Origin of the sequence: Streptomyces sp. NPDC051913 (genome assembly GCF_044593635.1) — a bacterium.
GTDB lineage: Bacteria > Actinomycetota > Actinomycetes > Streptomycetales > Streptomycetaceae > Streptomyces.
Window position 1 is genome coordinate 81465 of record NZ_JBIUCI010000003.1, and the last position, 22121, is coordinate 103585.

A 22121-nucleotide genomic window follows, 5' to 3' on the forward strand; every position below is an offset into this window, starting at 1 on the left:
ATTTCGAGGAGTCGATCGATGCCGCTCCACAAAGGTCCCGACCAACACGACGAGCGCCCGATGTCCGTCAACCCCTTCTACGGGGAGGCCAATCCGGTCGGCGGCATGACCGAGGCGCCGCCCACGCACCGGCTCCCGGACGCTCCCTTGCCACCCTCGACGGCGTACCAGCTGGTGCACGACGAGCTGATGCTGGACGGCAACTCCCGGCTCAACCTCGCCACCTTCGTCACCACCTGGATGGAGCCGCAGGCCGGCGTCCTGATGGGCGAGTGCCGGGACAAGAACATGATCGACAAGGACGAGTACCCGCGCACCGCCGAGCTGGAGCGGCGCTGCGTGGCGATGCTCGCCGACCTGTGGAACGCACCCGATCCGGCGGCCGCCGTGGGCTGTTCGACCACCGGATCGAGTGAAGCCTGCATGCTCGCCGGGATGGCGCTGAAGCGGCGCTGGAGCAAGCGGAATCCGAAGCCGGGCGCCCGGCCGAACCTGGTCATGGGCATCAACGTCCAGGTCTGCTGGGACAAGTTCTGCAACTTCTGGGAGGTGGAACCCCGGCTCATCCCCATGGAGGGCGACCGCTTCCACCTCGATCCACAGGCCGCCGCGGCCCTGTGCGACGAGAACACCATCGGGGTCGTCGCGATCCTCGGCTCCACCTTCGACGGCTCCTACGAGCCCGTCGCCGACCTGTGCGCCGCCCTGGACGAGTTGCAGGAACGCACCGGCCTCGACATCCCGGTGCACGTCGACGGGGCGTCCGGCGGGATGATCGCGCCGTTCCTCGACGAGGACCTGGCCTGGGACTTCCGGCTGCCGCGCGTCGCCTCCATCAACACCTCGGGGCACAAGTACGGCCTGGTCTACCCGGGCGTCGGCTGGGCGCTGTGGCGCGATCACGACGCCCTGCCCGAGGAGCTGGTCTTCCGCGTCAACTACCTGGGCGGCGACATGCCGACCTTCGCGCTCAACTTCTCCCGGCCGGGCGCGCAGGTCGTCGCGCAGTACTACACGTTCCTGCGGCTGGGCCGCGAGGGCTACCGGGCCGTGCAGCAGACCACCCGGGACGTCGCCGGGCGCCTCGCCGAACGCGTCGAGGCCCTCGGTGACTTCCGGCTCCTCACCCGGGGCGACCAGTTGCCGGTGTTCGCCTTCACCACCGGGCACGACGTGACGGCGTACGACGTCTTCGACGTGTCCCGGCGGCTGCGCGAGGGCGGTTGGCTGGTGCCTGCGTACACCTTCCCGCCGAACCGCGAGGACCTGAGCGTCCTGAGGGTCGTCTGCCGCAACGGCTTCTCCACCGACCTCGCCGAGCTGTTCGTGGACGACCTGCGCCGACTGCTGCCCGAACTGCGCCGCCAGCCGCACCCGTTGACCAAGGACAAGGGTGCGGCTACCGGGTTCCATCACTGAGGCCGACCGAGGGCTATGCGCTGAGCGCCGCGAACCGCCGTACCGCCAGCGGGAAGAAGACCGCGAGCAGGGCCAGCGGCCAGGCCACGGCCGGCCACACCTGGTCCGTGCCGAGGCCGCCGAACAGGTCCCGTACGGCCGTCGCCGTGCGGGACATCGGGTTCCACTCGACCACCGTGCCGAGCCAGTCCGGCATGGAGGCGGGCGTGGCGAGCGCGTTGGACAGGAAGCCGACCGGCCAGACCAGGATCTGCACGGCCTGCACAAGCTCGGGCTTCCCGGCCACCAGCGCCAGGAAGATGCCGATCCAGAGCATGGCGAAGCGGAAGAGCAGCAGCAGCCCGAGGGCGCCCGTGAACGCCACCGGACCACCGCCCGGCCGCCAGCCGAGTGCGAAACCGACGCCGACGAGCGCCCCGAGCCCGACCGCCGACTGAAGCATGTCCGCCACCGAACGCCCCACGAGGACGGCACCGTTGGCCATCGGCAGGGAGCGGAAGCGGTCGATGACGCCCTTGTCGAGATCCTGGGTGAGGGCGATCATCGTGCCCTCCAGGCCGAAGGCCATGGTGAGCGCGAGCATCCCGGGGACCAGATAGTCGACGTACTCCCCCTCGACGCCCCGGCCACCGCCGACGAGATAGCCGAACATCAGCAGCAGCATCACCGGGAAGACCAGGCCGACGACGACCCGCACCGGCTGCCGCGCCCAGTGGGCGAGTTCGCGCCGGGTCATGGTCCAGGAGTCGGTCAGCGCGTACGACATGCTCATGCGGCTCCCTCCGTCAGGTGCAGGAACACCTCGTCGAGCGTCGGCCGCCGCAGCGCCACGTCCTCCGCCTCGATTCCCGCCTCCTCCAGCGCCCGTACGACCCCGAAGAGCGCCGCCATCCGGTCGGTGACCGGGGCGCTGAGCAGCCTGCGGTCGGTGTCGACGCGGACCCCGGCCCGGTCGACCGGCAACAGCGCCACCGCCGCCCCCAGTTGCCCCGCGTCCCGCAGCACGACGTCGATGCGGTCGCCGCCGGTCGCCTTCTTCAACTCGTCCGGTGTGCCGTCCGCGACGGTCCGGCCGGCGTCCACGACCGAGACACGGTCGGCGAGTTGGTCGGCCTCCTCCAGGTACTGCGTGGTGAGCAGGACCGTCGTACCGCCGCCGACGAGCGACCGGACGGCCGCCCACACCTCGGCGCGGCCACGCGGGTCGAGGCCGGTCGTCGGTTCGTCCAGGAAGAGCACCTCCGGTTCGGTGATCAGGGAAGCCGCGAGGTCCAGGCGGCGGCGCATGCCTCCGCTGTAGTGCCGTACCGCCTTGCGGCCGGTGTCGGCCAGACCGAACCGCTCCAGGAGTTCGCCGGCACGCGCGCGTGCCCGGCGGGCGCCCAGGTGGTAGAGGCGGCCGAACAGTTCCAGGTTCTGCCGGCCGCCGAGCTCCTCGTCGAGCGCCGCGTGCTGGCCGAGCAGGCCGATGCGCAGGCGTACGGCGTAGGCCTGCCGTACGACGTCGAGTCCGGCCACCTCCATGCGGCCGCTGTCGGGGCGCAGCAGGGTGGAGAGGATGCGGACCAGGGTGGTCTTGCCGGCGCCGTTGGGGCCCAGCACCGCGTGCACCGCGCCCCGGGCGACCGTGAGGTCGAGCCCGTCGAGCGCCGGTCTGTCGCCGTATTTCTTGCGTGCTCCCTCGACGGTGATCGCCGCTTCGGTCACTGACACTCCCTTGCTAGTCAAAGTTGACTACCCGGACGAAGGTAACTCCGCGAAGCTCATTGGTCAAACTTGATTAGCCGGCGTCCTCCGGATGCCGCTCCCCCGTCGCGTACGGGTTCTCCTCGCCCTCGGCGAGAACGCCGACGAACGGGGCCCCCTCCCCCGCGAACGTGTACGCCCCGTCCTCGATCCGGGCGATGAGCCCCTGGGTCCACTCGGCCTCCGCGTCGGCCGTGTGGATCCAGAGGTTCATGATCTCGCCGATGTGGCCGAGCTGTTCGGGGCCGTCCTCGGGGACGTAGTGCTCGGTGACGGACGCGCGCCACTGCTCGCTCTGCCGGATCCGCTCCTTGAGCAGCGCCACCACCTCGGCACGCGGCAGGTCGAGCATGCAGCCGATGGCCGCCGACTTGACGTCCATCTTCTGGTCGTACGAGGTCAGCGCCTCGCGCACCAGCCGCAGGTACTCCTCGGTGCCCGCGTCCGTCATCTCGTACTCGGTGCGCGGCGGGCCGCCGGCCGTGGACGGGGCGATCTCGTGCGCGTGCAGCAGTCCCTGCTTCGCCATCTGCTTCAGGGCGTGGTAGATCGAGCCGGGCTTGGCGTGGGACCACTCGTGCGCGCCCCAGTACTCCAGGTCGTTGCGCACCTGGTAGCCATGGGCCCGCCCGTGCTGGCGCACCGCGGCCAGCACGAGGAGACGGATCGCTGACATGGGGTCCAGACTAGGACGCCCGCTCCCCGCTCTCCGCGAGGGCCACCAGGTCCCAGGCCGACCGGCCGTCCAGGGACTCCCGGATGATGTCGGCGTGGCCGGCGTGCCGGGACAGCTCGCGGATCAGGTTGAGCAGCATCCAGCGGACGGAGACCCGGCTGTCCGGCGGGAACCAGGGGTCGTTCGGGAGCGGGAAGGTGTCGTCGAGGCTGGGGACCGAACGGACGTACGCCTCCGTCTCGGCGGCGACCTTCTCCCCGTACGCGAGCTGAGACTCGACCGTCTCACCGTCGACCAGGGCGAAGCACTCGTGCCAGTTCGCCTCGGTCCGCTGTACGGCCGGCGGCTCGCCCTTGGCCCGGGCGATCCAGCCCTGCTCGACCTCGGCCACATGCTTCAGCAGCCCGGCGAGGGTCAGCTCGCTCGCGCTGGGGCGGGAGGCCGCCTGCTCGTCGGTCAGTCCGAGCAGTGCGCGCCGGACGGCGCCGCGCTCCGCTGCCAGATAGCCGAGCAGCGCGCCGCGCTCGTCGCCGTGCGCTTCCGCGGGAACATGGGTGACCATGACCGGCCGCCTTTCGTCGAGGTGGAGGTCGGGGGCTTTTCGGGGCTCTCCCTCCGACACCGACGAAACTACGGGCCCTTGCGGTCAGGTTCTGTCCGCAAGGGCCCGCCACGCGAGAACCGTCTAGAACGGGAAGCCGCTCCGGCCGTGCTGGACCGAGATCCACTTCAGGGTGGTGAACGCGTCCAGCATCGTGTCGCCGTTGAGGCGGCCGATGCCCGAGCTCTTCTCGCCGCCGAAGGGGACGATCGGCTCGTCGTGGACGGTGCCGTCGTTGACGTGGAACATGCCGGTGTCGATCTGCTTGGCGAAGTTCACGCCGCGCTCGATGTCGGCGGTGTGGACGGCGCCGCTGAGGCCGTACGGGGTGTCGTTGACGACGCGGACCGCCTCCTCCTCGCCGTCGACCGGGATGAGGAAGGCGACCGGGCCGAAGACCTCCTGCTGGAGGAGGGCCGAGTCGGCCGGGAGGCCGGTCAGGACCGACGGGGAGACCAGGTTGTCCCTCGTCTCGCCGCGCAGCAGGGCCGTCGCGCCCTCGGCGAGCGCCTGCTCGACGGTGCCCGAGACGGCGTCCGCCTGGGAGGAGTTGATGACCGGGCCGATGACGGTCTGCGGGTCGCTCGGGTCGCCGACCTTGAGGGACTTGACCTTGGCGACGAACTTCTCGGTGAACTCGTCGGCTATCGAGCGGTCGACCAGGACGCGGTTGGCGGCCATGCAGACCTGGCCCTGGTGGACGTACCGGCTGAAGACGGCGGCGTCGACCGCGTAGTCGATGTCGGCGTCGTCGAGGACCACGATGGCGCTGTTGCCGCCGAGTTCGAGGACCGAGCGCTTGAACTGCGAGGCGCAGACCGTCGCGACATGGCGGCCGACCTTGTCGGAGCCGGTGAAGGAGATGACCTTCGGGATCGGGTGCTCCAGGAAGGCGTCGCCGATCTCCGCGATGTCGGTGATGACGACGTTCAGCAGGCCCTTGGGCAGGCCCGCGTCCTCGAAGATCTTCGCGACCAGCGAGCCGCCGGTGATCGGGGTGTTCTGGTGCGGCTTGAGCACCACGCCGTTGCCGAGCGCGAGCGCCGGGGCGACCGACTTGAGGGAGAGCAGGAAGGGGAAGTTGAAGGGGCTGATCACGCCGACGACGCCGACCGGTACGCGGTAGACGCGGTTCTCCTTGCCGTCGATCGGCGAGGGGATGATCCGGCCCTCGGGGCGCAGGGAGAGGTGGATCGCCTCGCGCAGGAACTCCTTGGCGAGGTGGAGTTCGAAGCCGGCCTTGAGGTATGTGCCGCCGAGCTCGGCGATGATCACCTCGGTGATCTCGGGCTCGCGCTCCTCGATGAGGCGCAGGGCCTTCTCGAAGACCGCGCGGCGGGCGTACGGGTTGGTGCCGGCCCACTTCCTCTGGGCGCGGGCCGCCGACCTGTACGCCTCGTCGACCTCGTCGACCGTGGCTATCGTGATCGACGCCAGCTTCTCGCCGTCGTACGGGTTGAAGTCGATGATGTCCCAGGAGCCGGTGCCCGGGCGCCACTCACCGTCGATGTACTGCTGGGCCAGGTCGGTGAAGTACGACGACATGTGATCCCCAAATCACTAGCGGACACGGTCGCTTGTGGGCGTGCGACCAACATCACGGTCTGATCACACGTCATCGTACTTGCGCGACAAGCGAGTTGGGGACAGAGAGCTAAGTTATGGGGAGAACCCTCGGGCGCCCTGGGCTGCTTCAGGAGAGCTGGAGAAGACCCCGCAGCAGGTCCCGGCTCTCGTCCGGCCCCGGGCTGTCCTGCTGGAGCTCCTTGAGGGCGCTCTCGTACTGGGCGACGTCCTCGCGCTTGTCCAGATAGAGGGCGCTGGTGAGCTGCTCCAGATAGACGACGTCGGTGAGGTCGGACTCCGAGAAGCTCAGGATCGTGAACGCGCCGCTCTCGCCCGAGTGGCCGCCGAAGCTGAACGGCATGATCTGCAACCGGACGTTGGGGTGCTCGGAGATCTCGATGAGGTGCTGGAGCTGGCCCCGCATCACCTCGCGGTCGCCGTAGGGGCGGCGCAGGGCCGCCTCGTCGAGGACGATGTGGAAGTCGGGGGCGTTCTCGGCGACGAGGTACTTCTGCCGCTCCAGGCGCAGCGCCACCCGCCGCTCGACGTCGGCCTCGCTCGCGCCCTTCATGCCACGGCGGACGACTGCACGTGCATACGCCTCGGTCTGGAGCAGGCCGTGCACGAACTGCACCTCGTACGCGCGGATGAGGGAGGCGGCCCCCTCCAGACCCACATAGGTGGGGAACCAGCTCGGCAGGACGTCGGAGTAGCTGTGCCACCAGCCCGCCACGTTGGCCTCGCGGGCGAGGGAGAGCAGCGACATGCGCTCGGCCTCGTCCGTGATGCCGTACAGCGTCAGGAGGTCCTCGACGTCCCTGGTCTTGAAGCTCACCCGGCCCAACTCCATCCGGCTGATCTTCGACTCGGAGGCCCGGATGGAATAGCCCGCGGCCTCGCGCGTGATCCCCCGCGCCTCACGCAGTCGCCTGAGTTGTGATCCGAGCAGCATGCGCCGCACCACCGATCCCGGCTCTCCCGCGCTCACGTTCGCCAGCCTCCCCAACCGTCTTCAGGGGCCGAAGTCTGCCACTAAAACACTTCGAGCTGTACTCGTCCGATTACAGAGATGGAAAGAAGCCAAAGATTCCACACAGGAGGGAGCGAGGAGAAGGCAAGAGCGGGAAGGAAGTTGGCGGAAAAAATGCCCAACAAGCGGTACGGGAACGTCCAATTCGGTCACGTGCACGTGCATCTGCACCTTGCATCTGCACCACACATCCGAAACCATGGTCCCGCGCAACCGCTGCATCGCAACGACCGCGAGTTCCCGGGAGTGCCTCGCATGGGGATGAATGGATCGACCATGCTCGAGCCGTTACGGCAGGGCCTTCCGCCGCTGGATCCCACGGCCGTGTCCAACGCCGCCTCCTGTGCTCTGCCCGCCCGCTACGAAGCGGTGCGCGAGGCACGGCAGTTCACCCGCAGAACGCTCGACCAGTGGGACATCGGCGACCGTTTCGACGACGTCTGTCTCGTCGTCTCCGAACTGGTCACCAACGCCCTGCGGCACGGACTGCCGGGCGGCAACGGCCACGCCCCCGATCAGATCCCGCCAGTGCGGCTGCATCTGATGCGCTGGACGGACCGGCTGGTGTGCGCGGTGCGCGATCCCAGCCACGACAGCCCGGTGGCGCGCGACTCGGACGACTTCTCGGCGGAATCCGGCCGCGGCCTGTTCCTCGTCGACTCCTTCGCCGACAGCTGGGGCTGGCATCCGCTCGCCGGCACCCTCAACGGCAAGGTCGTCTGGGCCCTGTTCCTGCTCCAGCCGCGGGAATCCGCGGAGTGAGCCCCCGCGGTGTTTTTCGGCGCCGCGGTTCTACGCGCGTCACCGCCTGTAGGGAGCCGGTCACCCCGGGCTGACCGGGGTCCCGCGCTCGCTCACCCGGCTATCAGGTGGTCGAACTCGCCGTCCTTGACCCCGAGGAGCATCGCCTCGATCTCCGCCCGGGTGTAGACGAGCGCCGGGCCGTCCGGGAAGCGCGAGTTGCGCATGGCCACGCCGCCGTCGGGCAGCCGCGCGAACTCGACGCAAGAACCCTGCGAGTTGCTGTACTGGCTCTTCTGCCAGGCCACCCCGCTCAGATCCGTGGCCGCCATGCCGTTGTACACGTCCATGCCGTTGTACACGTCGTGGTCCACAGGTCGCTCCCCGGTGGTGCGGTGGCCTTGGGGCCAATGATGCAGTGGTCAACTGGTCCGGATCATAGCTCTGTTCACGTGCAGATGCATGAGCAGATGCACGTGCACGCGGGGTGTTCCCGTGGTTACAGATGTGACGTGTGCGGTGCTACATCCGTTCCAGCGCGTCCCCCAGAGCCCGCATCACATGCGACCTCCAGCCCCCGTCCATGATCGTCCGGGCCATCAGCTGCGCGGGGTCGTCGGGGTCGAATCCCTCGTGTACTAGAAAGAGACGCGTTCCGCGCCCTTCCTGTTCCACCTTCCACGTGATGGTCCAGTCGGCGGAGTTGGCGGGATCCGTGTCGGTCCAGCGGACGCTCAGCATCCGCTCGGGCTCGTAGGCGAGAACCTCCACGTCGAGGGTGCCGGAGAAGCGGGTGTTGGGCCGCGGGACCGAGGTCATCGTGTACCGGTGACCGACCTCCAGACGGAACGCCTCGGCCCCTTGCATCTGCCACTGCGCGAGCAGTTCGGGCTCGGTGAGGGCGCGCCAGACCTTGGCGGGCGGGTGCGGGAAGAACTGGTCGACGCGGATGACGGTGAGGTCGTCGCCTTCGGGTGCGGTGCTCATGGGGCGCCATCGTCGGGCATCCGGTCCAGCAGCTCGCCGAGCTCCCTCAGCCGACCGCGCCAGAACCGCTCGTACGGGTGGAGCCAGTCCTGCACCTCGGCGAGCGGGGCCGCCTCCAGGCGGTAGATGCGCTGCCGGCCGGAGCGCTGCTCGGAGACGAGTCCGGCGTCGCGGAGCACCCTGAGGTGCTCGGAGAGGCTCGGGCGAGCCATGTCGAAGTGGGTGGCGAGGGCCTGTACGGGCTGGGGGCCGCCGTCGCGCAGGAGGCGCAGCACCTCGCGGCGGGTGGCGTTGGCGAGCGCGGCGAACACCCGGTCCGCCTCGGCCTCTTCACGGACCCCCGCTGCGGTCATGCCGGCCCTCCTCCTGGTGCGCGTCCTAGTGATGCGCTTCCGTCAGCAGCATCAGACCGTTGCCATCGGGATCCGCGAACGAGGCCATCCGGCCCCAGGGGAGCTCGTCGGGACCCTGCACGCGGACGCCCGCGTCGGTGAGCCGTGCGCAGTCGGCGTCGACGTCGGTCGTCACCAACATGATCCCCCGTGCCTCGCCGGGCTCGAAACCGCCCATCCCCGGACCGGAGAGCGTGAACACGGTCTGCGCCCCGGCAGGCGCCACCTGGAGCCACCGCCCCTGGGGCAGATCGAGGTCGGCGGTGACGTCCATACCGAGGACCTCGGTGTAGAAGCGCAGGGCGCGGTCCTGGTCGGCGACGGGGAGGGTGACGAAGGAGGCGTGCGTGATGGTCATACGGAACACAATAGGTAGGCGATTCCCTACGCGTCAAATGTAGGGAATCACCTACCCATAGCCCTTCACCTGGCGCTGGAGTACGGCAGCAGTGCCATCTCGCGCGCGTTCTTGATGGCACTGGCCAGCTGTCGCTGCTGCTGGGCGGTGACGCGGGTGACGCGGCGGCTGCGGATCTTGCCGCGGTCGGAGATGAACTTCCGCAGCAGGTCGGTGTCCTTGTAGTCGATGTACGTCACTCCGGCCGCGTCCAGCGGATTGGGCCGGTGCTTGGCAGGCTGGCGTTCGGTCTTGCGGGGCACAGGTCTCAGACCTCCAGGAGGGTGTCGAAGGCGGGCGGCAACTGCTTCCAGGCGGTGCGGCCCGCGGCGTACTCGGTGTCGGTCAACAGGCAGGACTCCAACAGCCGTTCGAGTCCGTCGCGGTCGAGCGCGGGGGACGTGAAAACCAGGTGCTGGCAGCAGTCGCCGTGCTCGGGGTGCCAGTCCAGCGCGGCGGCGGCGCGACGCACCGGCGGGACCATGTCCCAGGCCGCGTCGGGGAGGGAGGCGAGCCAGGGCCCGGCACTCTCCACGCACAGCGCGCCCCCGGCCGCGTCCCAGTGCAGCAGGGTGTCCGGCCGGTCCGCGAGCCAGAACCGACCCCGGCTGCGGGCGGCGGCACAGGTGATGTCCTCCAGTGCCTCGTACAACCGCTCCGGGTGGAACGGCCGGTCCCGGTGCCATACGAGCGTGGAGACGCCGTGGGCATCGGCGTCGGCGGGCAGCAGGGCGCAGGCGGGGTGCTGGGCCGCGGCGGCGGCCTCGACATCGAAGCCGGCGAGGGCGGCTCGGACGAGGGGGCCCGGGGACGGAAGGGGGGTGCCGCGCTGCGGGCCCTCGGCCTGCCCCGCGAGCGGCCGTGCGCCGGCCGGGCCACCGGTGTCGATCAGGATCCGGCGGGCCGTCGGGTGAAGCTGGGCCAGTAGTTCGTGGTCCTCGTCGTCCGCCTCCTCCGAGTCGGCCACGGCGAGGACCGGGGCGTATTCCAGCTGGCGGGCGAAGGTGTCGGCGATGGTGCGTTGGTCGGTGGCGGCCGCGGCGAGGCCACGTTCGGCGAGGTCGTCGCCGTTGCCTAGGTAGGGCAGGACCAGTGCGGGGTCCACGGCGGTGATGACACCGGTGACCGTGAGGCCGCCGGCGGTCACCACCTCCGCCATGGCCTTGGGCTCGACGGAGTCCCACAGTTCGACCACGGCGAGCCGGGTCACCCCGTCGTCCGCGATCCGCCGCAGCTCGGGCACCAGGTCTTCCCTCAGCGCACAGCACGCGCAGTCGTTGACCAGTGGCGTCTCGGCGGCGGAGAGCAGACCGGAGGCGTCGCGCACGGTGCGGACGACCGTGCCGGCCGCGGCCGTCGCCAGGTCGTGGTGGAGCACCACACTGGCGGGCACGTCGGCGAGGAGCCGCGCGACGGCCGCCTTACGGGCGTCGGCGTGCAGCCCGCCGACGATCACGACCGAGAGCATCAGCCCCGCTCCCGGGGCCGGCCGTACCGGCGCTCGAAGCGCTCCACACGGCCGGCGGTGTCCAGGACGCGCGCGGTGCCGGTGTAGAAGGGGTGGCTGACGTTCGAGATCTCGACGTCGACGACCGGGTAGGTGTGGCCGTCCTCCCACTCGATGGTCTTCTCGCTCGTCATCGTCGAGCGGGTGAGGAAGGCGTGGTTCGCGGCCCGGTCACGGAAGACGACCGGTCCGTAGGGCGGGTGGATTCCGTCGCGCATGGCGGGGTCAGCGCTCCTCTCGGAAGTCGACGTGGCAGCCGGCGACCGGGTCGTACTTGCGCAGGGTCATACGGTCCGGGTCGTTGCGGCGGTTCTTGCGGGTGACGTAGGTGAAGCCGGTCCCGGCGGTGGACCGGAGTCTGATGACCGGGCGGAGTTCGTTGCGAGCCATGCCGTGTATCTTACTGAAAATGAATTCCATTTACACAACGGCTTCGAGAGAGGTGCGTCACCCATGTCCGCCCACTGCATGCTGACCGGCGCCCACCCCGGCTTCGGCAACCGCATCTCCCACTCCCACCGGCGCACTTCACGCCGCTTCGACCCCAACATCCAGTCCAAGCGCTACTGGCTGCCGAGCGAGAGCCGGTACGTGCGGCTGCGGCTGAGCGCGAAGGGGATCAAGACCGTCGACACGATCGGCGTCGAGGCGGCCGTGGCCCGCATCCGGGCCCGGGGAGTGAGGATCTGATGGCCAAGAAGAGCAAGATCGCGAAGAACGAGCGGCGCCAGGAGATCGTCGCCCGGTATGCGAAGCGGCGCGCCGAGCTGAAGGAGATCATCCGACGGCCGTCGTCCACGGAAGCCGAACGGCAGGACGCCCGGCGGGAGTTGGGCAGGCAGCCGCGCGACGCCAGCGCCACCCGGGTGCGCAACCGCGACCAGGTGGACGGCCGGCCACGCGGTTACTTCCGGGCCTTCGGCCTGTCCCGGGTGAGTCTGCGCGAGCAGGCGCACGCCGGGTACCTTCCGGGGGTCCGTAAGTCCTCCTGGTAGCTTGCTGCGGTCGTAGCGTCCGCCCGTAATCCGCTGATCCGCCAGGGAGCTTCCATGACATCGGCTTCGGTGACCTTCTCGCGCACCGCGACTGCCGCGGCCATGGCCCTCGCGGGTGTCCTCGCGCTCGGCGCGTGCAGTTCGGACGACGGCTCGGACTCCGACGACTCGACGCCGAGCGCGAGCGCCTCCTCCGGCGCATCCGACGGCGGTTCGGCCTCCTCGTCGGGCTCCGCCTCCGGTGACCTCGCGGGCAGTTGGCTCACCACCGCCAAGGGCAAGGCCGTCGTCCTGATGGTCAACGGCACCGAGGCGGGGCTGTTCGCGACCGGCGGGACGGTGTGCAGCGGGACCGCGGGCGAGGAGTCCGGCATGCAGATGATCCATCTCAAGTGCACGGACGGCAGCAAGGACCGGGCGACCGGGATGGTCGACTCCGTCGGCAAGACCACCCTCAAGGTGACGTGGGAGGGCGGCCTCGGCGCGGAGACGTACACCAAGGCCGAGGGTGGCACGCTGCCGTCGGGCCTGCCCACGGCGAGCCTGGGCTGACGTAGGGGCTGTTCGGCGGGGGCGGGCAACCGTTCCCCGGGCTCGTGCGTGATGATCCATGCACGAGCCTCAGCGGCGCCACGCCGCCCGGAGCATCCAAGGACCCCCATGCGCGCCCTCCCCTTCGCCGCCGGCGCCCTCGCCGCGGCCTTCCTGCTGACCGCCTGTTCCGACGACGACAGCGGCGGGGCCACCGACACCGGCGCCTCCGCCAAGGCCGGCGGCGCCTGCGTGATCGGCGAGATGGGCGTGCGGGTCGGCCCCGCCAACGCCGCCCCGGCCGCCGGTGACACCGGCAACGTGCCCGTGACGCTCACCAACAAGAGCGGCGCCAAGTGCACGCTGGACGGCCTGCCCGGGGTGGACCTCATCGCCGGCGGCACCACGGTGAGCGTGGAGTCCGATCCCGCCGCGACGGCCAGGAAGACGAGCCTCGCCGACGGCGCCGCGATCGCCTTCACCCTCACCTATGTCCGGGGCGAGAAGGGCGGCGACCGGAGCCTCGCCGTGACGAGCGCGGACTTCACCCTGCCGGGGTCCACCAAGACGTACGCCTTCAAGTGGTCGTACGGCGATGTCGCGTTGAAGAAGGACGGCCAGACGCCGGACGCCACGGTGTCCGGGTTCCAGGAGTCCAGCGAGTGACCCGGCTCAGCTGAGGGGCTTGCGGGACTTCACCTGCGCCCGGTCGGCCGCCTCGGCGCCCTGCACCCAGCCCGCCTCGTCGCTGACGCCGCGCAGGCGGGTGGTGGTGGTCTTCGGGAACATGCGGTCCAGGCGGTCGGTGACGGCGACCTCGCGGGTGGCGAGGACCGGCAGCAGGTCGTCGCCGACCTGGGTCTCGGCGGCGGCGCGCAGCCGGTCGCCGACGCGGTGGGCGTAGGCCGCGAGGAAGGACTGCCGGAAGGTCTTGGTGCGCTTGCGGCCGCCGGCCCGCTGGGCGGCCTCCGCCTTCGCCATCGCGGTCGTGGCCTGCACCAGGAGCGAGGTGTAGAGCAGCTCCACGGCGTCGAGGTCCGGGCCGAAGCCGACCACCGTGGAGAAGGCGAACGACTCGTTCCAGACCGCCCGGCAGTGGTTCGCCGTCGCCACCGCGTCCAGCAGCACCGCCTTGGCCTGCTCGTACGGCGGCTCGACCCCGATCCGGCAGGCGCCCGGGGCATCGTGCGTGGGCGCCTGCGCGTCCAGCACCGCCTCGTCGACGCTGTGCCGGGCCATCAGCTCCTGCGCCTTGGCGGTGAGCGCCTCGGCCTCGTCCGGGTAGCCCGTCGCCTCCGCCTTGGCGAGCAGCGCGCGGATGCGGGTGAGCATGCGGGGCTCGGCGGAGGAATGCCGGGTGACGGGTTCGTCCACGGGTTCGAGGGCGGGCAGTCGCAGCAGCAGGCGGTACAGCTCCAGGACCGCGGTCGCGTGCGAGAAGCGGTCGGTGCGGGGCGCGGGTTCGGCGGGCAGTTCGGCCAGCTGAGCCGCCCACCGGGGGCCGCGCGACCGGTCGTCGGGCGCCTGCGCGCGGATCAACGCCGCCACCAGACGTACATGTACGTCGTCCAGCTCGCGCCGCACCATCCGTACGACGTCGGCGGGCTGCCAGCCACGGCGCCAGGCCGCCGCGACGAACTCCCGCCCCCGGCGTTCGAGTTCGGGGTCGGCCTTCGCGTCGGCGGCGAGGAGGGAGGCGGCCGTGTCGAGGGCGGAGTCGGCGTCCGAGTAGAGGGCGGCCTCGAAGGCGCGGTCGACGGCGTCTGGGGCACTACTGCTGGTCACGGGCCGATCGTCTCACTCTCCGAAAATCGGGTGCCGCCGCCCGGGGTGGATTCGAGCATGGCCGCATGGTGGACATGTCTCTCTACGCGGCCTTTCTCGTGGCCGCTTTCGCGCTCTGTGTGACCCCGGGTCCCGACATGATGTTCATCGTGGCGATGGGCGGCCGGGGCGGCCCCGCGGCGGGGGTGATGGCGGCGTTCGGGGTGGCCTGCGCGATGTTCGTGCACACGGTCGCCGCGGCGCTCGGCCTGTCGGCGCTGTTCCTGGCGCTGCCGACGCTGTACCACGTGCTGCGCTGGGCGGGCGCGGCCTACCTGCTGTACCTCGCGGTGAAGGCGTTCCGGGACCGTTCGCCGATGGGTGAGGGGACGGCGGCGGGCCCCGGGATGCGGCGGGCGTTCTGGCAGGGCGCGGTCACCAACCTCCTCAACCCCAAGGTGATCCTCTTCAACGTGGCGTTCCTGCCCCAGTTCGTGGCGCCCGAGAAGGGTCACGTGTGGGAGCAGTTCCTGGTTCTCGGGCTCTCGATCACGGTGATGGGCTTCGCGGTGGACGGTTCGATCGGGCTGCTCTCCGGGAAGCTGTCGGCGCTGCTGCGGCGGAGCCGGCGGGTGGCGCGGGGGCTCAACATCTTCAGCGGGACGGTGTTCACGGGGCTCGCGGTGCGGCTGGCCGTCTCGGCACCCAAGTAGTGTCAACTTCAGGTTGACACCTTTGGGCTGTCAACCTAAGGTTGACACATGACGACGAACCCCAACATCACGTCATCCGTACGCCTCGACGACCTCATCGCGGCCATCAAGAAGGTCCACGCGGAGCCCCTCGAACAGCTTGAGGACGCGGTGATCGCCGCCGATCACCTCGGTGACGTGGCCGACCATCTGATCGGCCACTTCGTGGACCAGGCCCGCCGCTCGGGGGCCTCCTGGACGGACATCGGCAAGAGCATGGGGGTGACCCGGCAGGCGGCGCAGAAGCGGTTCGTGCCGAAGGAGGGCGGGGACCTCGGAGGGAGCCAGGACTTCAGCCGCTACACACCACGGGCCCGCAACGTGGTGATGGCCTCCCACAACGAGGCCGTCGCCGCCCGCAACGCCGAGGGCCGGCCGGAACACCTGGTCCTCGGCCTGCTGGCGGAACCGGAGGGGCTGGCCGCGAAGGCGATCGTCGCACAGGACGTCCTGCTCGACACCGTCCGCCAGGCCGCGACCGCCGCGCTCCCGCCGGCCGTCGAGGACGCCCCGGAGCTGGTGCCCTACGGCTCCGACGCCAAGAAGGTCCTCGAACTCACCTTCCGCGAGGCCCTGCGCCTGGGCCACAACTACGTCGGCACCGAGCACATGCTGCTGGCCCTCCTGGAGTTCGAGAACGGCCAGGGCCTCCTGTCCGCCCTCGGCATCACCAAGCAGGCGACGGAGGCGAACATCGCGGCGGCGCTGTCGCAGCTGACGGGAGAGGGCTGACGCCGGACGCCGGACGCCTGAGGGCTGAGGGCTGAGGCCGGAGGCTTGCGGCGGGGTGGCGCGGCCGGGACTGAACCCGGGGCTCCGCTGCCGGGTCGCCCTTGGAGTGTCTGCCCAGGGCCGTTGGCGGGGAGTCGGTGGCCACATCCCGCCGAAGGTCATCGGCGGGACCTCCTTGACCACCTTCCCGCCGCGAGCCCAGGCCGACGGTCGCCGGGGCTCGCGACCGCCGGCCTCGTGGGGCGGCCGGACTCGCCGCCGGGCGGAGGCCCGACGACGCGCGAGGCCCGCCCGGCGACGGTGTGGGGGCGACACGGCGGCCACGCGCGCGTGGGCCGCGGCCAGGGCCGTTGTCAGACCCGCCTGCGAGACTCGCCGGCATGACCGATCGCTGGGCGCTCGCTCCGGCCGAGGGCGGTGGCGTGGAGCTCGCCGCCCTCGGTGGGGACGGGCTGCCCATCGGCCCGGTGGTGCGGGAGGCGGATCTCGCGGCGGCCGTACGCGGGCGGCCGGAGGTCACGCGGTGGGTGTGGCGGTCCACCGCCGAGGTGTATCCGCGGCTGCTCGCCGCGGGGGTGCGCGTGGAGCGGTGCTACGACATCGAGGACGCGGAGACGCTGCTCCTCGGCCACGCCGGGAGATACGGCGAACCCCGATCGGCCGCCGCCGCGCTCGCCCGCCTGCGCGGCGGGCCCGTACCGCCCGACCCCCCGCTGCGCTCGGCCGAACCCGGCTCCCAGTCCTCCCTCTTCGAGCCCCAGGCCGTCCACCTCCCCCTGACCGACCTCCTGGAGGTCTACGCCGACCAGCTGCGCCGCCAGGACGCCACCGCGCACCCGGACCGGATGCGGCTGCTGATCACCGCCGAGTCGGCCGGAATGCTGGTGGCCGCCGAGATGAACCGCGCAGGGCTGCCGTGGAGCGCCGACGTGCACCGGGCGGTGCTGCACGAACTGCTCGGTGAGCGATACGCGGGCGGCGGTGAGCCGCGGCGGCTCGCCGAGCTGGCCGACGAGGTGTCCGCCGCCTTCGGGCGCCGGGTCCGGCCCGATCTGCCCGCCGATGTGGTCAAGGCCTTCGCGCAGGCCGGGATCAAGGTCGCCTCGACCCGTCGCTGGGAGCTGGAGACCGTCGATCATCCGGCCGTGAAGCCCTTGATCGAGTACAAGAAGCTGTACCGGATCTGGGTCGCCCACGGCTGGTCCTGGCTCCAGGACTGGGTGCGCGAAGGGCGGTTCCGGCCGGAGTTCCTGTGCCACGGGACCGTCACCGGCCGCTGGGTCACCAACGGCGGCGGCGCCCTGCAGATCCCCAAGGTGATACGCCGTGCCGTCGTCGCCGACCCCGGCTGGCGGCTGGTCGTCGCCGACGCCGACCAGATGGAACCGCGCGTCCTGGCCGCCATCTCGCGCGACCCCGGGCTGATGGAGGTGGCGGGCCGCGAGACCGACCTCTACCAGTCCGTCTCCGACCGTGCCTTCTCCGGCGACCGCGACCAGGCGAAACTCGCCGTGCTGGGCGCGGTCTACGGCCAGACCTCCGGGGACGGCCTCAAGAACCTCGCCGCGCTCAGACGCCGCTTCCCCAAGGCGGTGGCGTACGTCGACGAGGCGGCCCGCGCGGGCGAGGAGGGGCGGCTCGTACGGACCCACCTCGGCCGCACCTGCCCACCCGTGGCCGGCTCGGGCGACGACGCCGCCGAGGAGGCCGGCATCCCGCAGGACGGACTCGCGGACCAGGGCTGGGGGGTGGGCCACGCGTCCGGCACCGCCCGAGCCCGCGGCCGGTTCGCCCGTAACTTCGTCGTCCAGGGCAGCGCGGCCGACTGGACCCTGCTGCTGCTCGCGGCACTGCGGCGGACCTGCGCGGACCTGGCGGCCGAGCTGGTCTTCTTCCAGCACGACGAGGTGATCGTGCACTGCCCGGAGGAGGAGGCCGAGCAGATCGTCGCCGCCATCCGGGACGCGGCGGCACTGGCCGCCCGGCTGACGTTCGGTCAGACGCCGGTGCGGTTCCCGTTCACGACGTCGGTGGTGGAGTGCTACGCGGACGCCAAGTAGCCCGACCGTCCCGACCGACCGGTGCGGTCAGCCGGCGAGCAGTTCCCTGAGCTCGGCCAGGACTTCCTTCTTGTCGGTGCCGTCCAGCGCGGCCAGCGCGACGCGCCACTGCTCGCGCGCCTCCTCGGTCCGCCCCAGCTCCCGCAGCAGCAGTCCGTACTGGTGCCGGGCCAGCCCGCCCGTGTAACCGTCGGCCCGGGCGTCCGCGCGACGCAGCAGCTCGGCGCACTCGCTCTCGGCGCGCCCACCGCGGCCCAGCATCCGCAGGGCGCGCAGCAGCCCGAGCCGGGACTGGGACTCCCCGTGCCAGTCGCTGTGACCGCCGAGCATGCCGAGGCTCTCCTCGAAGTGCGGTACGGCCGCCTCCGGTTCGCCCAGGGTGAGGTAGGCGTAGCCGATGTTGCAGTGCGCGGAGTGGGCCACGATGACATTGCCGATGTCGCTCGCGATCGCGAGGGAGCGCCGGTGGTGCTCGATGGCGGCCCGGGGGTCGGTGTGCTCGTACAGGTTGCCGAGATGGCCGTACGCCACCGCGTCGCCCCAGGGGTCGTCCAGCTGGGGCGAGAGCTCCAGGCAGGCGAGGAGCGCCTGCTCGGACTCGGCGTAGCGGCCGAGGCTCTCCAGCAGCAGGCCCTTGTTGCCGAGGCAGCGCCGCACCCGGGAGACCACGCCGAGCCGCTGCCAGAGCCTGAGGGCCTGGTCGTTGGTGTCGAGGGAGTCGCCGTGCCGGCCGGCCAGGAAGTGCATGCCGGCCAGGTCGCTCAGCGCGTACGCCTCGGCGACCTCGTCGCCCAGACGCCGGGCCAGCTGGAGCGCCACCTGCCCCAGCACCTCCATCTCGGCGACGCGACCGCCGCGTTGGAGGCAGGGGAAGAGCAGCCGTAGCAGGGCGGAGACATGGGCGGCGGTGCGCTGGTCGGAGGCGTCGGCGTACCGCTCGGCGAGCGCGACGATGTTGTCCAGTTCCGCGGTGCTCCACGCGAACGCCTCCTCGGCCGAGGCGAAGGGCGGTACGGACGACACGTGCGCGGTGTGCTCGGGCGGCTGCGTCGGGGTCGGGCGGCGGCGGTCCCCCTGGTCGAAGCCGGGTACGACGGTCGCGGTGAGGACGCGTTCGGCGACGGCCGTGTACCAGCGCACGCCGGTGCGGGCGACGTCCACGGCCCGGCCGCTCTCGGCGAGTTCCCGGGCGAAGTCGCGGACCAGGTCGTGCGGGGCGTAGCGGCCGTACGCCGTCTCCTCCAGCAGGGCCACGTCGACGAGCCGGTCGAGCGCCTCCTCCGCGCGGTCCGTGTCGGTGCCGAGGAGCCGGGCGATGAGCGGGGCGCCGTAGGTGGGCAGATGCAGCGCGCCCAGGCGGCGCAGCGCGAGGGCGGCGTCGCGGTCGGAACGGCGGCCCGAGGCGGCGAGCGCGTCGTGGGCGACGGCCAGCGAACGGCGTACCGACAGGTCGTCGTACTCCAGCCGCTGCAACCTGCTTTCCGTGGCGGCCAGTTGGTCGGCGAGCACGTCCGGGGTGAGGGCGCGTCGGGCGGCCAGCCGGGCGGCGACGATCCGCAGGGCGAGCGGGAGGCGGCCGGTGAGTTCGACGAGGGGGTGGGTGGCGTCGATGCGGTCGCCGTCGTCCCCGTCATGAGGGTCGGGGGCGCGGCCCGAGGCGGCCCGCAGCAGGGCCGCGCTCTCCTCCGCCGAGAGCGGTTCGAGCGGGAGGCGGCGGGCGCCGTCGAGGGCGGCCAGCGGGGAGCGGCTGGTGACGATCACCGCGCAACCGGGGCCGGCCGGCAGCAACTGCCGTATCTGCGCGGCGCTCTCGGCGTCGTCCAGCACCATCAGCGTGCGGGTCGGCGCGAGCATCGAGCGCAGCAACGCGGCTGCCGCGTCCGGGTGTTCGGGGATGGACCGGGGGTCAGCACCGAGGTCACGGAGCAGCGCGGTGAGGGCCTGGGCCGAGGTGAGGGGGGTCATGCCGGGGGTCGCGCCGTGCAGGTTGACGTACAACTGCCCGTCCGGGAAACGGTCCCGCAGGTCGTGCGCCAGATAGAGGGCGAGCGCACTCTTGCCGACACCGGCCATACCGCTGATGACCGCGACGGGGGTGGGGCGGCCGGCGGAGGCGGTGGAGAGGGTGTGGCGCAGGTCGCGGAGGGGGGCGTCGCGGCCGGTGAAGTGGGGTGGGGGTGGCGGGAGTTGGGCGGGACGGGGTGGTGGGGCGGGGGGCGGCGCGGGAGCGGGGGTGGGCTCGGCGGGGATCGCCGGGGCGCGAGCCGGAGCGAGGCCCGCCTCGTCCGGCGGCGTGCCTACGGCTTCGGCGGACGGGTCGGTGGGTACGGCCGACGGGTCGGTGGGTACGGCCGACGGGGCGCCGGTCCCGCTCGCCGGGCCCCCGGCATCCGCACGCGCCCCCGCAGCAGCGCTTCCATGTGCCCCCGCGGCACCTGCACCTGCACCTGCACCGGAACCAGCACCAGCACCAGCACCAGCCGCCCTCGACGCCCCCGAGCCTGAGCCCGCCTCCGCGCCCGCGCCCACGACCGCCGACGGCCCCGGACCCCCCGGCGCCCCCCGAAGCACCTCGGCGTGCGCCTCCCGCACCCCCGCACCCGGCTCCACGCCGAGTTCCTCGATGAGGCGGACGCGCAGGTCGCGGTGGACGGCGAGGGCCTCGGCCTGGCGGCCGGTGCGGTGCAGGGCCAGCATCAGCTGGCGGTGGAAGGTCTCGCGCAGCGGATGTTCGGCGGCGAGGGCGGTCAACTCCGGTACGACGGCCTCCCGTCGGGCCCCGCCGACGGCGAGCTCGGCGTCGTACCGCCACTCCTGGAGCAGCAGCCGGGCCTCCCCCAGCCGTTGCACGAAGGCGTAGCCACCGAGTTCGGTGGGCAACCCGTCGAGCGGGGTGCCGCGCCACAGGGCGAGGGCCGCGGTGCAGGCGCGTGCCGTGCGCTCCCAGTCCCGGCCCGCGTGAGCGGCCCGGGCCTCGACGGTCAGGGACTCGAAGACATGGACGTCCAGTTCGCCCTGCTCGACGCGCAGGAGATAGCCGGGGGGCACGGCGCGCAGCCGGTCGGGGTCGTCGAGCAGCCGGCGCAGCCGGGTGACGTGGTTGTGCAGCGAGGCATGTGCGGATGCGGGCGGCGCCCCGCCCCACAGGGCGTCCTTGAGCGCGTCGACGGAGACGGTACGGCCGGCTTCCAGCAGCAGGGCGGCGAGCAGGACGCGCACTTTGGGGCTGCTCACCACGTGGGCGACGGGGCTGTCGGCCCCGTCGGCGGCGTACAGGACCGGCGGACCCAGGAGTCCGAAGCGCAACTCGCACCGCTTCACACCGACCCACTGCCTTCCCATGCGCTGTACCTGGCGAAATCGCGCCGTTGGCCACATGTTAGCGATCCGTTGGTGACGCCTGATGTGATCACTTCATCGGATCTGGCCCGAGGGTGCGCGCGTCGCACGCGTTACTCGGGGGAGTGTCGCCGTCGCGGCCGGATCCGGGGATGTGACAGGACCCCGGTCGTCGGAGGTGAACGACCGGGGTCCTCGTCCGTTTTCCGGGGCCTCTGCCCCCACCCGGCCGGGCCACCCGACCCCTCCGATGTGACCCACACCACACCCCGTGGGTGCATAGCGGGGCCGGGCCGACGTCCTTGTTAAAGGGTGTGAGGGAGGGGCGACGTTGACGAGGCAGGCGCGGTCCGACGCGTTCGACCGGTTCGTGGCGGACCGGTGGCCGACGCTGCTGCACCTGGCCCGGCTGCTCACCGCCGGGGACCGGCACCGGGCCGAGGATCTGTTGCAGGAGGCGCTGGTCAAGCTGTGGTTCGCGTGGCCGAGGGTGGCCGACCAGGCGCCGGAGGCGTACGTCCGCAAGATCCTGGTCCGCGCCGCGGCCCGCTCGGCCCGGCGCCGCTGGTGGGGCGAGCAGCCCATGGACCGGCTCGACCGGCTGCCCGAGCCGCCGGAAGCGGCGGACGAGGCCGCCGCCGTGGACGAACGGACCCGGCTGGAGGCCCTGTTGGCGCAGCTTCCGGCCCGCCAGCGGGCCGCGGTGGTGCTGCGCTACTACCAGGACCTGCCCGAGGGGCAGGTGGCGGAGGTGCTGGGCTGCCCGGTGGGCACCGCACGCTCGCTCACGGCACGGGGAGTCGGACGGTTGCGGCGGCTGATGACGGAGACGGGCGAAGGACGGGTGGAGAAGGAGCCATGGACCACTTCGAGCAGGAGCTAGCGC

General features: G+C 71.6%; 26 protein-coding genes. 10 read left to right on the plus strand and 16 right to left on the minus strand.

Translation table 11 applies throughout. The annotated features are described in order from the left end of the window. Positions 1 to 18 precede the first annotated feature (18 nt). A complete protein-coding gene (locus ACIHIX_RS09305) occupies positions 19 to 1419 on the plus strand; it encodes a glutamate decarboxylase (RefSeq protein WP_399952158.1) in 1401 nt (466 codons plus the stop codon). Positions 1420 to 1432: 13 nt separating this feature from the next. On the opposite strand, the gene ACIHIX_RS09310 is transcribed toward ACIHIX_RS09305, so the two are convergent. From ACIHIX_RS09310 to ACIHIX_RS09335, 6 genes are all read right to left on the minus strand, one after another. Then, positions 1433 to 2191 (minus strand): ABC transporter permease, encoded by a 759-nt coding sequence (locus tag ACIHIX_RS09310; protein ID WP_399952160.1) that lies wholly within the window; start codon positions 2189 to 2191, stop codon positions 1433 to 1435. Next, positions 2188 to 3126, minus strand: a complete 939-nt coding sequence (locus ACIHIX_RS09315; protein ID WP_399952162.1) for an ATP-binding cassette domain-containing protein — start codon at positions 3124 to 3126, stop codon at positions 2188 to 2190. The genes ACIHIX_RS09310 and ACIHIX_RS09315 overlap by 4 nt, the downstream gene beginning before the upstream one ends. Positions 3127 to 3199: 73 nt before the next feature. Next, positions 3200 to 3841: a PadR family transcriptional regulator gene (locus ACIHIX_RS09320; RefSeq protein ID WP_399952165.1), complete on the minus strand. Its 642-nt coding sequence runs from the start codon at positions 3839 to 3841 to the stop codon at positions 3200 to 3202. Positions 3842 to 3851: 10 nt separating this feature from the next. After that, a complete protein-coding gene (locus tag ACIHIX_RS09325; RefSeq protein ID WP_399952167.1) occupies positions 3852 to 4403 on the minus strand; it encodes a DinB family protein in 552 nt (183 codons plus the stop codon). A 123-nt stretch (positions 4404 to 4526) separates the two neighbouring features. Next, positions 4527 to 5987: an aldehyde dehydrogenase family protein gene (locus tag ACIHIX_RS09330; protein ID WP_399952170.1), complete on the minus strand. Its 1461-nt coding sequence runs from the start codon at positions 5985 to 5987 to the stop codon at positions 4527 to 4529. 148 nt (positions 5988 to 6135) lie between these two features. After that, positions 6136 to 6960 (minus strand): helix-turn-helix domain-containing protein, encoded by an 825-nt coding sequence (locus tag ACIHIX_RS09335; protein WP_399952173.1) that lies wholly within the window; start codon positions 6958 to 6960, stop codon positions 6136 to 6138. 354 nt (positions 6961 to 7314) lie between these two features. Here ACIHIX_RS09335 and ACIHIX_RS09340 point away from each other — a divergent pair, with 354 nt between their 5' ends. After that, on the plus strand, positions 7315 to 7800 hold the full coding sequence (locus tag ACIHIX_RS09340; protein ID WP_399952174.1) for an ATP-binding protein: 486 nt from the start codon (positions 7315 to 7317) through the stop codon (positions 7798 to 7800). Between the two features lie 92 nt (positions 7801 to 7892). On the opposite strand, the gene ACIHIX_RS09345 is transcribed toward ACIHIX_RS09340, so the two are convergent. The 8 genes from ACIHIX_RS09345 to rpmG all read right to left on the minus strand — a co-directional run bounded on the left by ACIHIX_RS09345 (position 7893) and on the right by rpmG (position 11452). Continuing rightward, a complete protein-coding gene (locus ACIHIX_RS09345; RefSeq protein WP_399952176.1) occupies positions 7893 to 8153 on the minus strand; it encodes a DUF397 domain-containing protein in 261 nt (86 codons plus the stop codon). A 148-nt stretch (positions 8154 to 8301) separates the two neighbouring features. After that, the gene (locus tag ACIHIX_RS09350) at positions 8302 to 8766 is read right to left on the minus strand and encodes an SRPBCC domain-containing protein (RefSeq protein WP_399952178.1); all 465 of its coding nucleotides are present in this window, start codon (positions 8764 to 8766) and stop codon (positions 8302 to 8304) included. Further along, positions 8763 to 9119 (minus strand): ArsR/SmtB family transcription factor, encoded by a 357-nt coding sequence (locus ACIHIX_RS09355; protein WP_399952181.1) that lies wholly within the window; start codon positions 9117 to 9119, stop codon positions 8763 to 8765. The genes ACIHIX_RS09350 and ACIHIX_RS09355 overlap by 4 nt, the downstream gene beginning before the upstream one ends. Before the next feature lie 25 nt (positions 9120 to 9144). Further along, complete coding sequence (locus tag ACIHIX_RS09360) at positions 9145 to 9516, minus strand: VOC family protein (protein ID WP_399952184.1); 372 nt, start codon at positions 9514 to 9516, stop codon at positions 9145 to 9147. Between the two features lie 65 nt (positions 9517 to 9581). Then, positions 9582 to 9818 carry a 30S ribosomal protein S18 gene (gene rpsR, locus ACIHIX_RS09365; RefSeq protein ID WP_399952185.1) on the minus strand — a complete coding sequence of 79 codons (237 nt, stop codon included), beginning with the start codon at positions 9816 to 9818 and terminating at the stop codon, positions 9582 to 9584. Between the two features lie 5 nt (positions 9819 to 9823). Continuing rightward, entirely contained in the window at positions 9824 to 11023 is a 1200-nt protein-coding gene (locus ACIHIX_RS09370) for a CobW family GTP-binding protein (protein ID WP_399952188.1), read from the minus strand. Continuing rightward, positions 11023 to 11280 carry a type B 50S ribosomal protein L31 gene (locus ACIHIX_RS09375; protein WP_399952191.1) on the minus strand — a complete coding sequence of 86 codons (258 nt, stop codon included), beginning with the start codon at positions 11278 to 11280 and terminating at the stop codon, positions 11023 to 11025. Before ACIHIX_RS09375 ends, ACIHIX_RS09370 begins: the two co-directional genes overlap by 1 nt. 7 nt (positions 11281 to 11287) lie before the next feature. After that, entirely contained in the window at positions 11288 to 11452 is a 165-nt protein-coding gene (gene rpmG, locus ACIHIX_RS09380; protein ID WP_399952194.1) for a 50S ribosomal protein L33, read from the minus strand. A gap of 63 nt (positions 11453 to 11515) precedes the next feature. Here rpmG and rpmB point away from each other — a divergent pair, with 63 nt between their 5' ends. The 4 genes from rpmB (at position 11516) to ACIHIX_RS09400 (ending at position 13254) form a co-directional block, all read left to right on the plus strand. Continuing rightward, complete coding sequence (gene rpmB, locus ACIHIX_RS09385) at positions 11516 to 11752, plus strand: 50S ribosomal protein L28 (RefSeq protein ID WP_399952196.1); 237 nt, start codon at positions 11516 to 11518, stop codon at positions 11750 to 11752. Next, positions 11752 to 12057: a 30S ribosomal protein S14 gene (gene rpsN / locus ACIHIX_RS09390; protein WP_399952199.1), complete on the plus strand. Its 306-nt coding sequence runs from the start codon at positions 11752 to 11754 to the stop codon at positions 12055 to 12057. The genes rpmB and rpsN overlap by 1 nt, the downstream gene beginning before the upstream one ends. Positions 12058 to 12111: 54 nt before the next feature. After that, a complete protein-coding gene (locus ACIHIX_RS09395; protein WP_399952202.1) occupies positions 12112 to 12609 on the plus strand; it encodes a hypothetical protein in 498 nt (165 codons plus the stop codon). Between the two features lie 108 nt (positions 12610 to 12717). Continuing rightward, positions 12718 to 13254, plus strand: a complete 537-nt coding sequence (locus ACIHIX_RS09400) for a DUF4232 domain-containing protein (protein WP_399952205.1) — start codon at positions 12718 to 12720, stop codon at positions 13252 to 13254. A 6-nt stretch (positions 13255 to 13260) separates the two neighbouring features. On the opposite strand, the gene ACIHIX_RS09405 is transcribed toward ACIHIX_RS09400, so the two are convergent. Continuing rightward, positions 13261 to 14373 (minus strand): DUF2786 domain-containing protein, encoded by a 1113-nt coding sequence (locus ACIHIX_RS09405; RefSeq protein ID WP_399952208.1) that lies wholly within the window; start codon positions 14371 to 14373, stop codon positions 13261 to 13263. A gap of 65 nt (positions 14374 to 14438) precedes the next feature. Here ACIHIX_RS09405 and ACIHIX_RS09410 point away from each other — a divergent pair, with 65 nt between their 5' ends. From ACIHIX_RS09410 to ACIHIX_RS09420, 3 genes are all read left to right on the plus strand, one after another. Further along, positions 14439 to 15065, plus strand: a complete 627-nt coding sequence (locus ACIHIX_RS09410; RefSeq protein WP_399952211.1) for a LysE family translocator — start codon at positions 14439 to 14441, stop codon at positions 15063 to 15065. 48 nt (positions 15066 to 15113) lie between these two features. Next, a complete protein-coding gene (locus tag ACIHIX_RS09415) occupies positions 15114 to 15836 on the plus strand; it encodes a Clp protease N-terminal domain-containing protein (RefSeq protein ID WP_399952214.1) in 723 nt (240 codons plus the stop codon). 380 nt (positions 15837 to 16216) lie between these two features. Further along, entirely contained in the window at positions 16217 to 17896 is a 1680-nt protein-coding gene (locus ACIHIX_RS09420) for a bifunctional 3'-5' exonuclease/DNA polymerase (RefSeq protein WP_399952217.1), read from the plus strand. A 27-nt stretch (positions 17897 to 17923) separates the two neighbouring features. On the opposite strand, the gene ACIHIX_RS09425 is transcribed toward ACIHIX_RS09420, so the two are convergent. Further along, a complete protein-coding gene (locus ACIHIX_RS09425; RefSeq protein ID WP_399952220.1) occupies positions 17924 to 21238 on the minus strand; it encodes a BTAD domain-containing putative transcriptional regulator in 3315 nt (1104 codons plus the stop codon). Between the two features lie 328 nt (positions 21239 to 21566). Between ACIHIX_RS09425 and ACIHIX_RS09430 the strand changes: the two genes are divergently transcribed. Beyond that, positions 21567 to 22118, plus strand: a complete 552-nt coding sequence (locus ACIHIX_RS09430; protein ID WP_399952223.1) for a SigE family RNA polymerase sigma factor — start codon at positions 21567 to 21569, stop codon at positions 22116 to 22118. Positions 22119 to 22121 lie beyond the last annotated feature (3 nt).

What these genes read in the sequence shown, in the direction of transcription:
- ACIHIX_RS09410 (WP_399952211.1), top strand. Translation starts at nt 14,439, where the DNA reads ATGGTGGACATGTCTCTCTACGCGGCCTTTCTCGTGGCCGCTTTCGCG.
- ACIHIX_RS09425 (WP_399952220.1), bottom strand. Translation starts at nt 21,238, where the DNA reads ATGGGAAGGCAGTGGGTCGGTGTGAAGCGGTGCGAGTTGCGCTTCGGA.
- ACIHIX_RS09360 (WP_399952184.1), bottom strand. Translation starts at nt 9,516, where the DNA reads ATGACCATCACGCACGCCTCCTTCGTCACCCTCCCCGTCGCCGACCAG.
- rpmG (WP_399952194.1), bottom strand. Translation starts at nt 11,452, where the DNA reads ATGGCTCGCAACGAACTCCGCCCGGTCATCAGACTCCGGTCCACCGCC.
- ACIHIX_RS09355 (WP_399952181.1), bottom strand. Translation starts at nt 9,119, where the DNA reads ATGACCGCAGCGGGGGTCCGTGAAGAGGCCGAGGCGGACCGGGTGTTC.
- ACIHIX_RS09305 (WP_399952158.1), top strand. Translation starts at nt 19, where the DNA reads ATGCCGCTCCACAAAGGTCCCGACCAACACGACGAGCGCCCGATGTCC.
- ACIHIX_RS09340 (WP_399952174.1), top strand. Translation starts at nt 7,315, where the DNA reads ATGCTCGAGCCGTTACGGCAGGGCCTTCCGCCGCTGGATCCCACGGCC.
- ACIHIX_RS09415 (WP_399952214.1), top strand. Translation starts at nt 15,114, where the DNA reads ATGACGACGAACCCCAACATCACGTCATCCGTACGCCTCGACGACCTC.
- ACIHIX_RS09375 (WP_399952191.1), bottom strand. Translation starts at nt 11,280, where the DNA reads ATGCGCGACGGAATCCACCCGCCCTACGGACCGGTCGTCTTCCGTGAC.
- ACIHIX_RS09350 (WP_399952178.1), bottom strand. Translation starts at nt 8,766, where the DNA reads ATGAGCACCGCACCCGAAGGCGACGACCTCACCGTCATCCGCGTCGAC.
- ACIHIX_RS09395 (WP_399952202.1), top strand. Translation starts at nt 12,112, where the DNA reads ATGACATCGGCTTCGGTGACCTTCTCGCGCACCGCGACTGCCGCGGCC.
- ACIHIX_RS09400 (WP_399952205.1), top strand. Translation starts at nt 12,718, where the DNA reads ATGCGCGCCCTCCCCTTCGCCGCCGGCGCCCTCGCCGCGGCCTTCCTG.
- ACIHIX_RS09420 (WP_399952217.1), top strand. Translation starts at nt 16,217, where the DNA reads ATGACCGATCGCTGGGCGCTCGCTCCGGCCGAGGGCGGTGGCGTGGAG.
- ACIHIX_RS09320 (WP_399952165.1), bottom strand. Translation starts at nt 3,841, where the DNA reads ATGTCAGCGATCCGTCTCCTCGTGCTGGCCGCGGTGCGCCAGCACGGG.
- ACIHIX_RS09310 (WP_399952160.1), bottom strand. Translation starts at nt 2,191, where the DNA reads ATGAGCATGTCGTACGCGCTGACCGACTCCTGGACCATGACCCGGCGC.
- ACIHIX_RS09330 (WP_399952170.1), bottom strand. Translation starts at nt 5,987, where the DNA reads ATGTCGTCGTACTTCACCGACCTGGCCCAGCAGTACATCGACGGTGAG.
- ACIHIX_RS09325 (WP_399952167.1), bottom strand. Translation starts at nt 4,403, where the DNA reads ATGGTCACCCATGTTCCCGCGGAAGCGCACGGCGACGAGCGCGGCGCG.
- ACIHIX_RS09335 (WP_399952173.1), bottom strand. Translation starts at nt 6,960, where the DNA reads ATGCTGCTCGGATCACAACTCAGGCGACTGCGTGAGGCGCGGGGGATC.
- rpmB (WP_399952196.1), top strand. Translation starts at nt 11,516, where the DNA reads ATGTCCGCCCACTGCATGCTGACCGGCGCCCACCCCGGCTTCGGCAAC.
- ACIHIX_RS09370 (WP_399952188.1), bottom strand. Translation starts at nt 11,023, where the DNA reads ATGCTCTCGGTCGTGATCGTCGGCGGGCTGCACGCCGACGCCCGTAAG.
- rpsN (WP_399952199.1), top strand. Translation starts at nt 11,752, where the DNA reads ATGGCCAAGAAGAGCAAGATCGCGAAGAACGAGCGGCGCCAGGAGATC.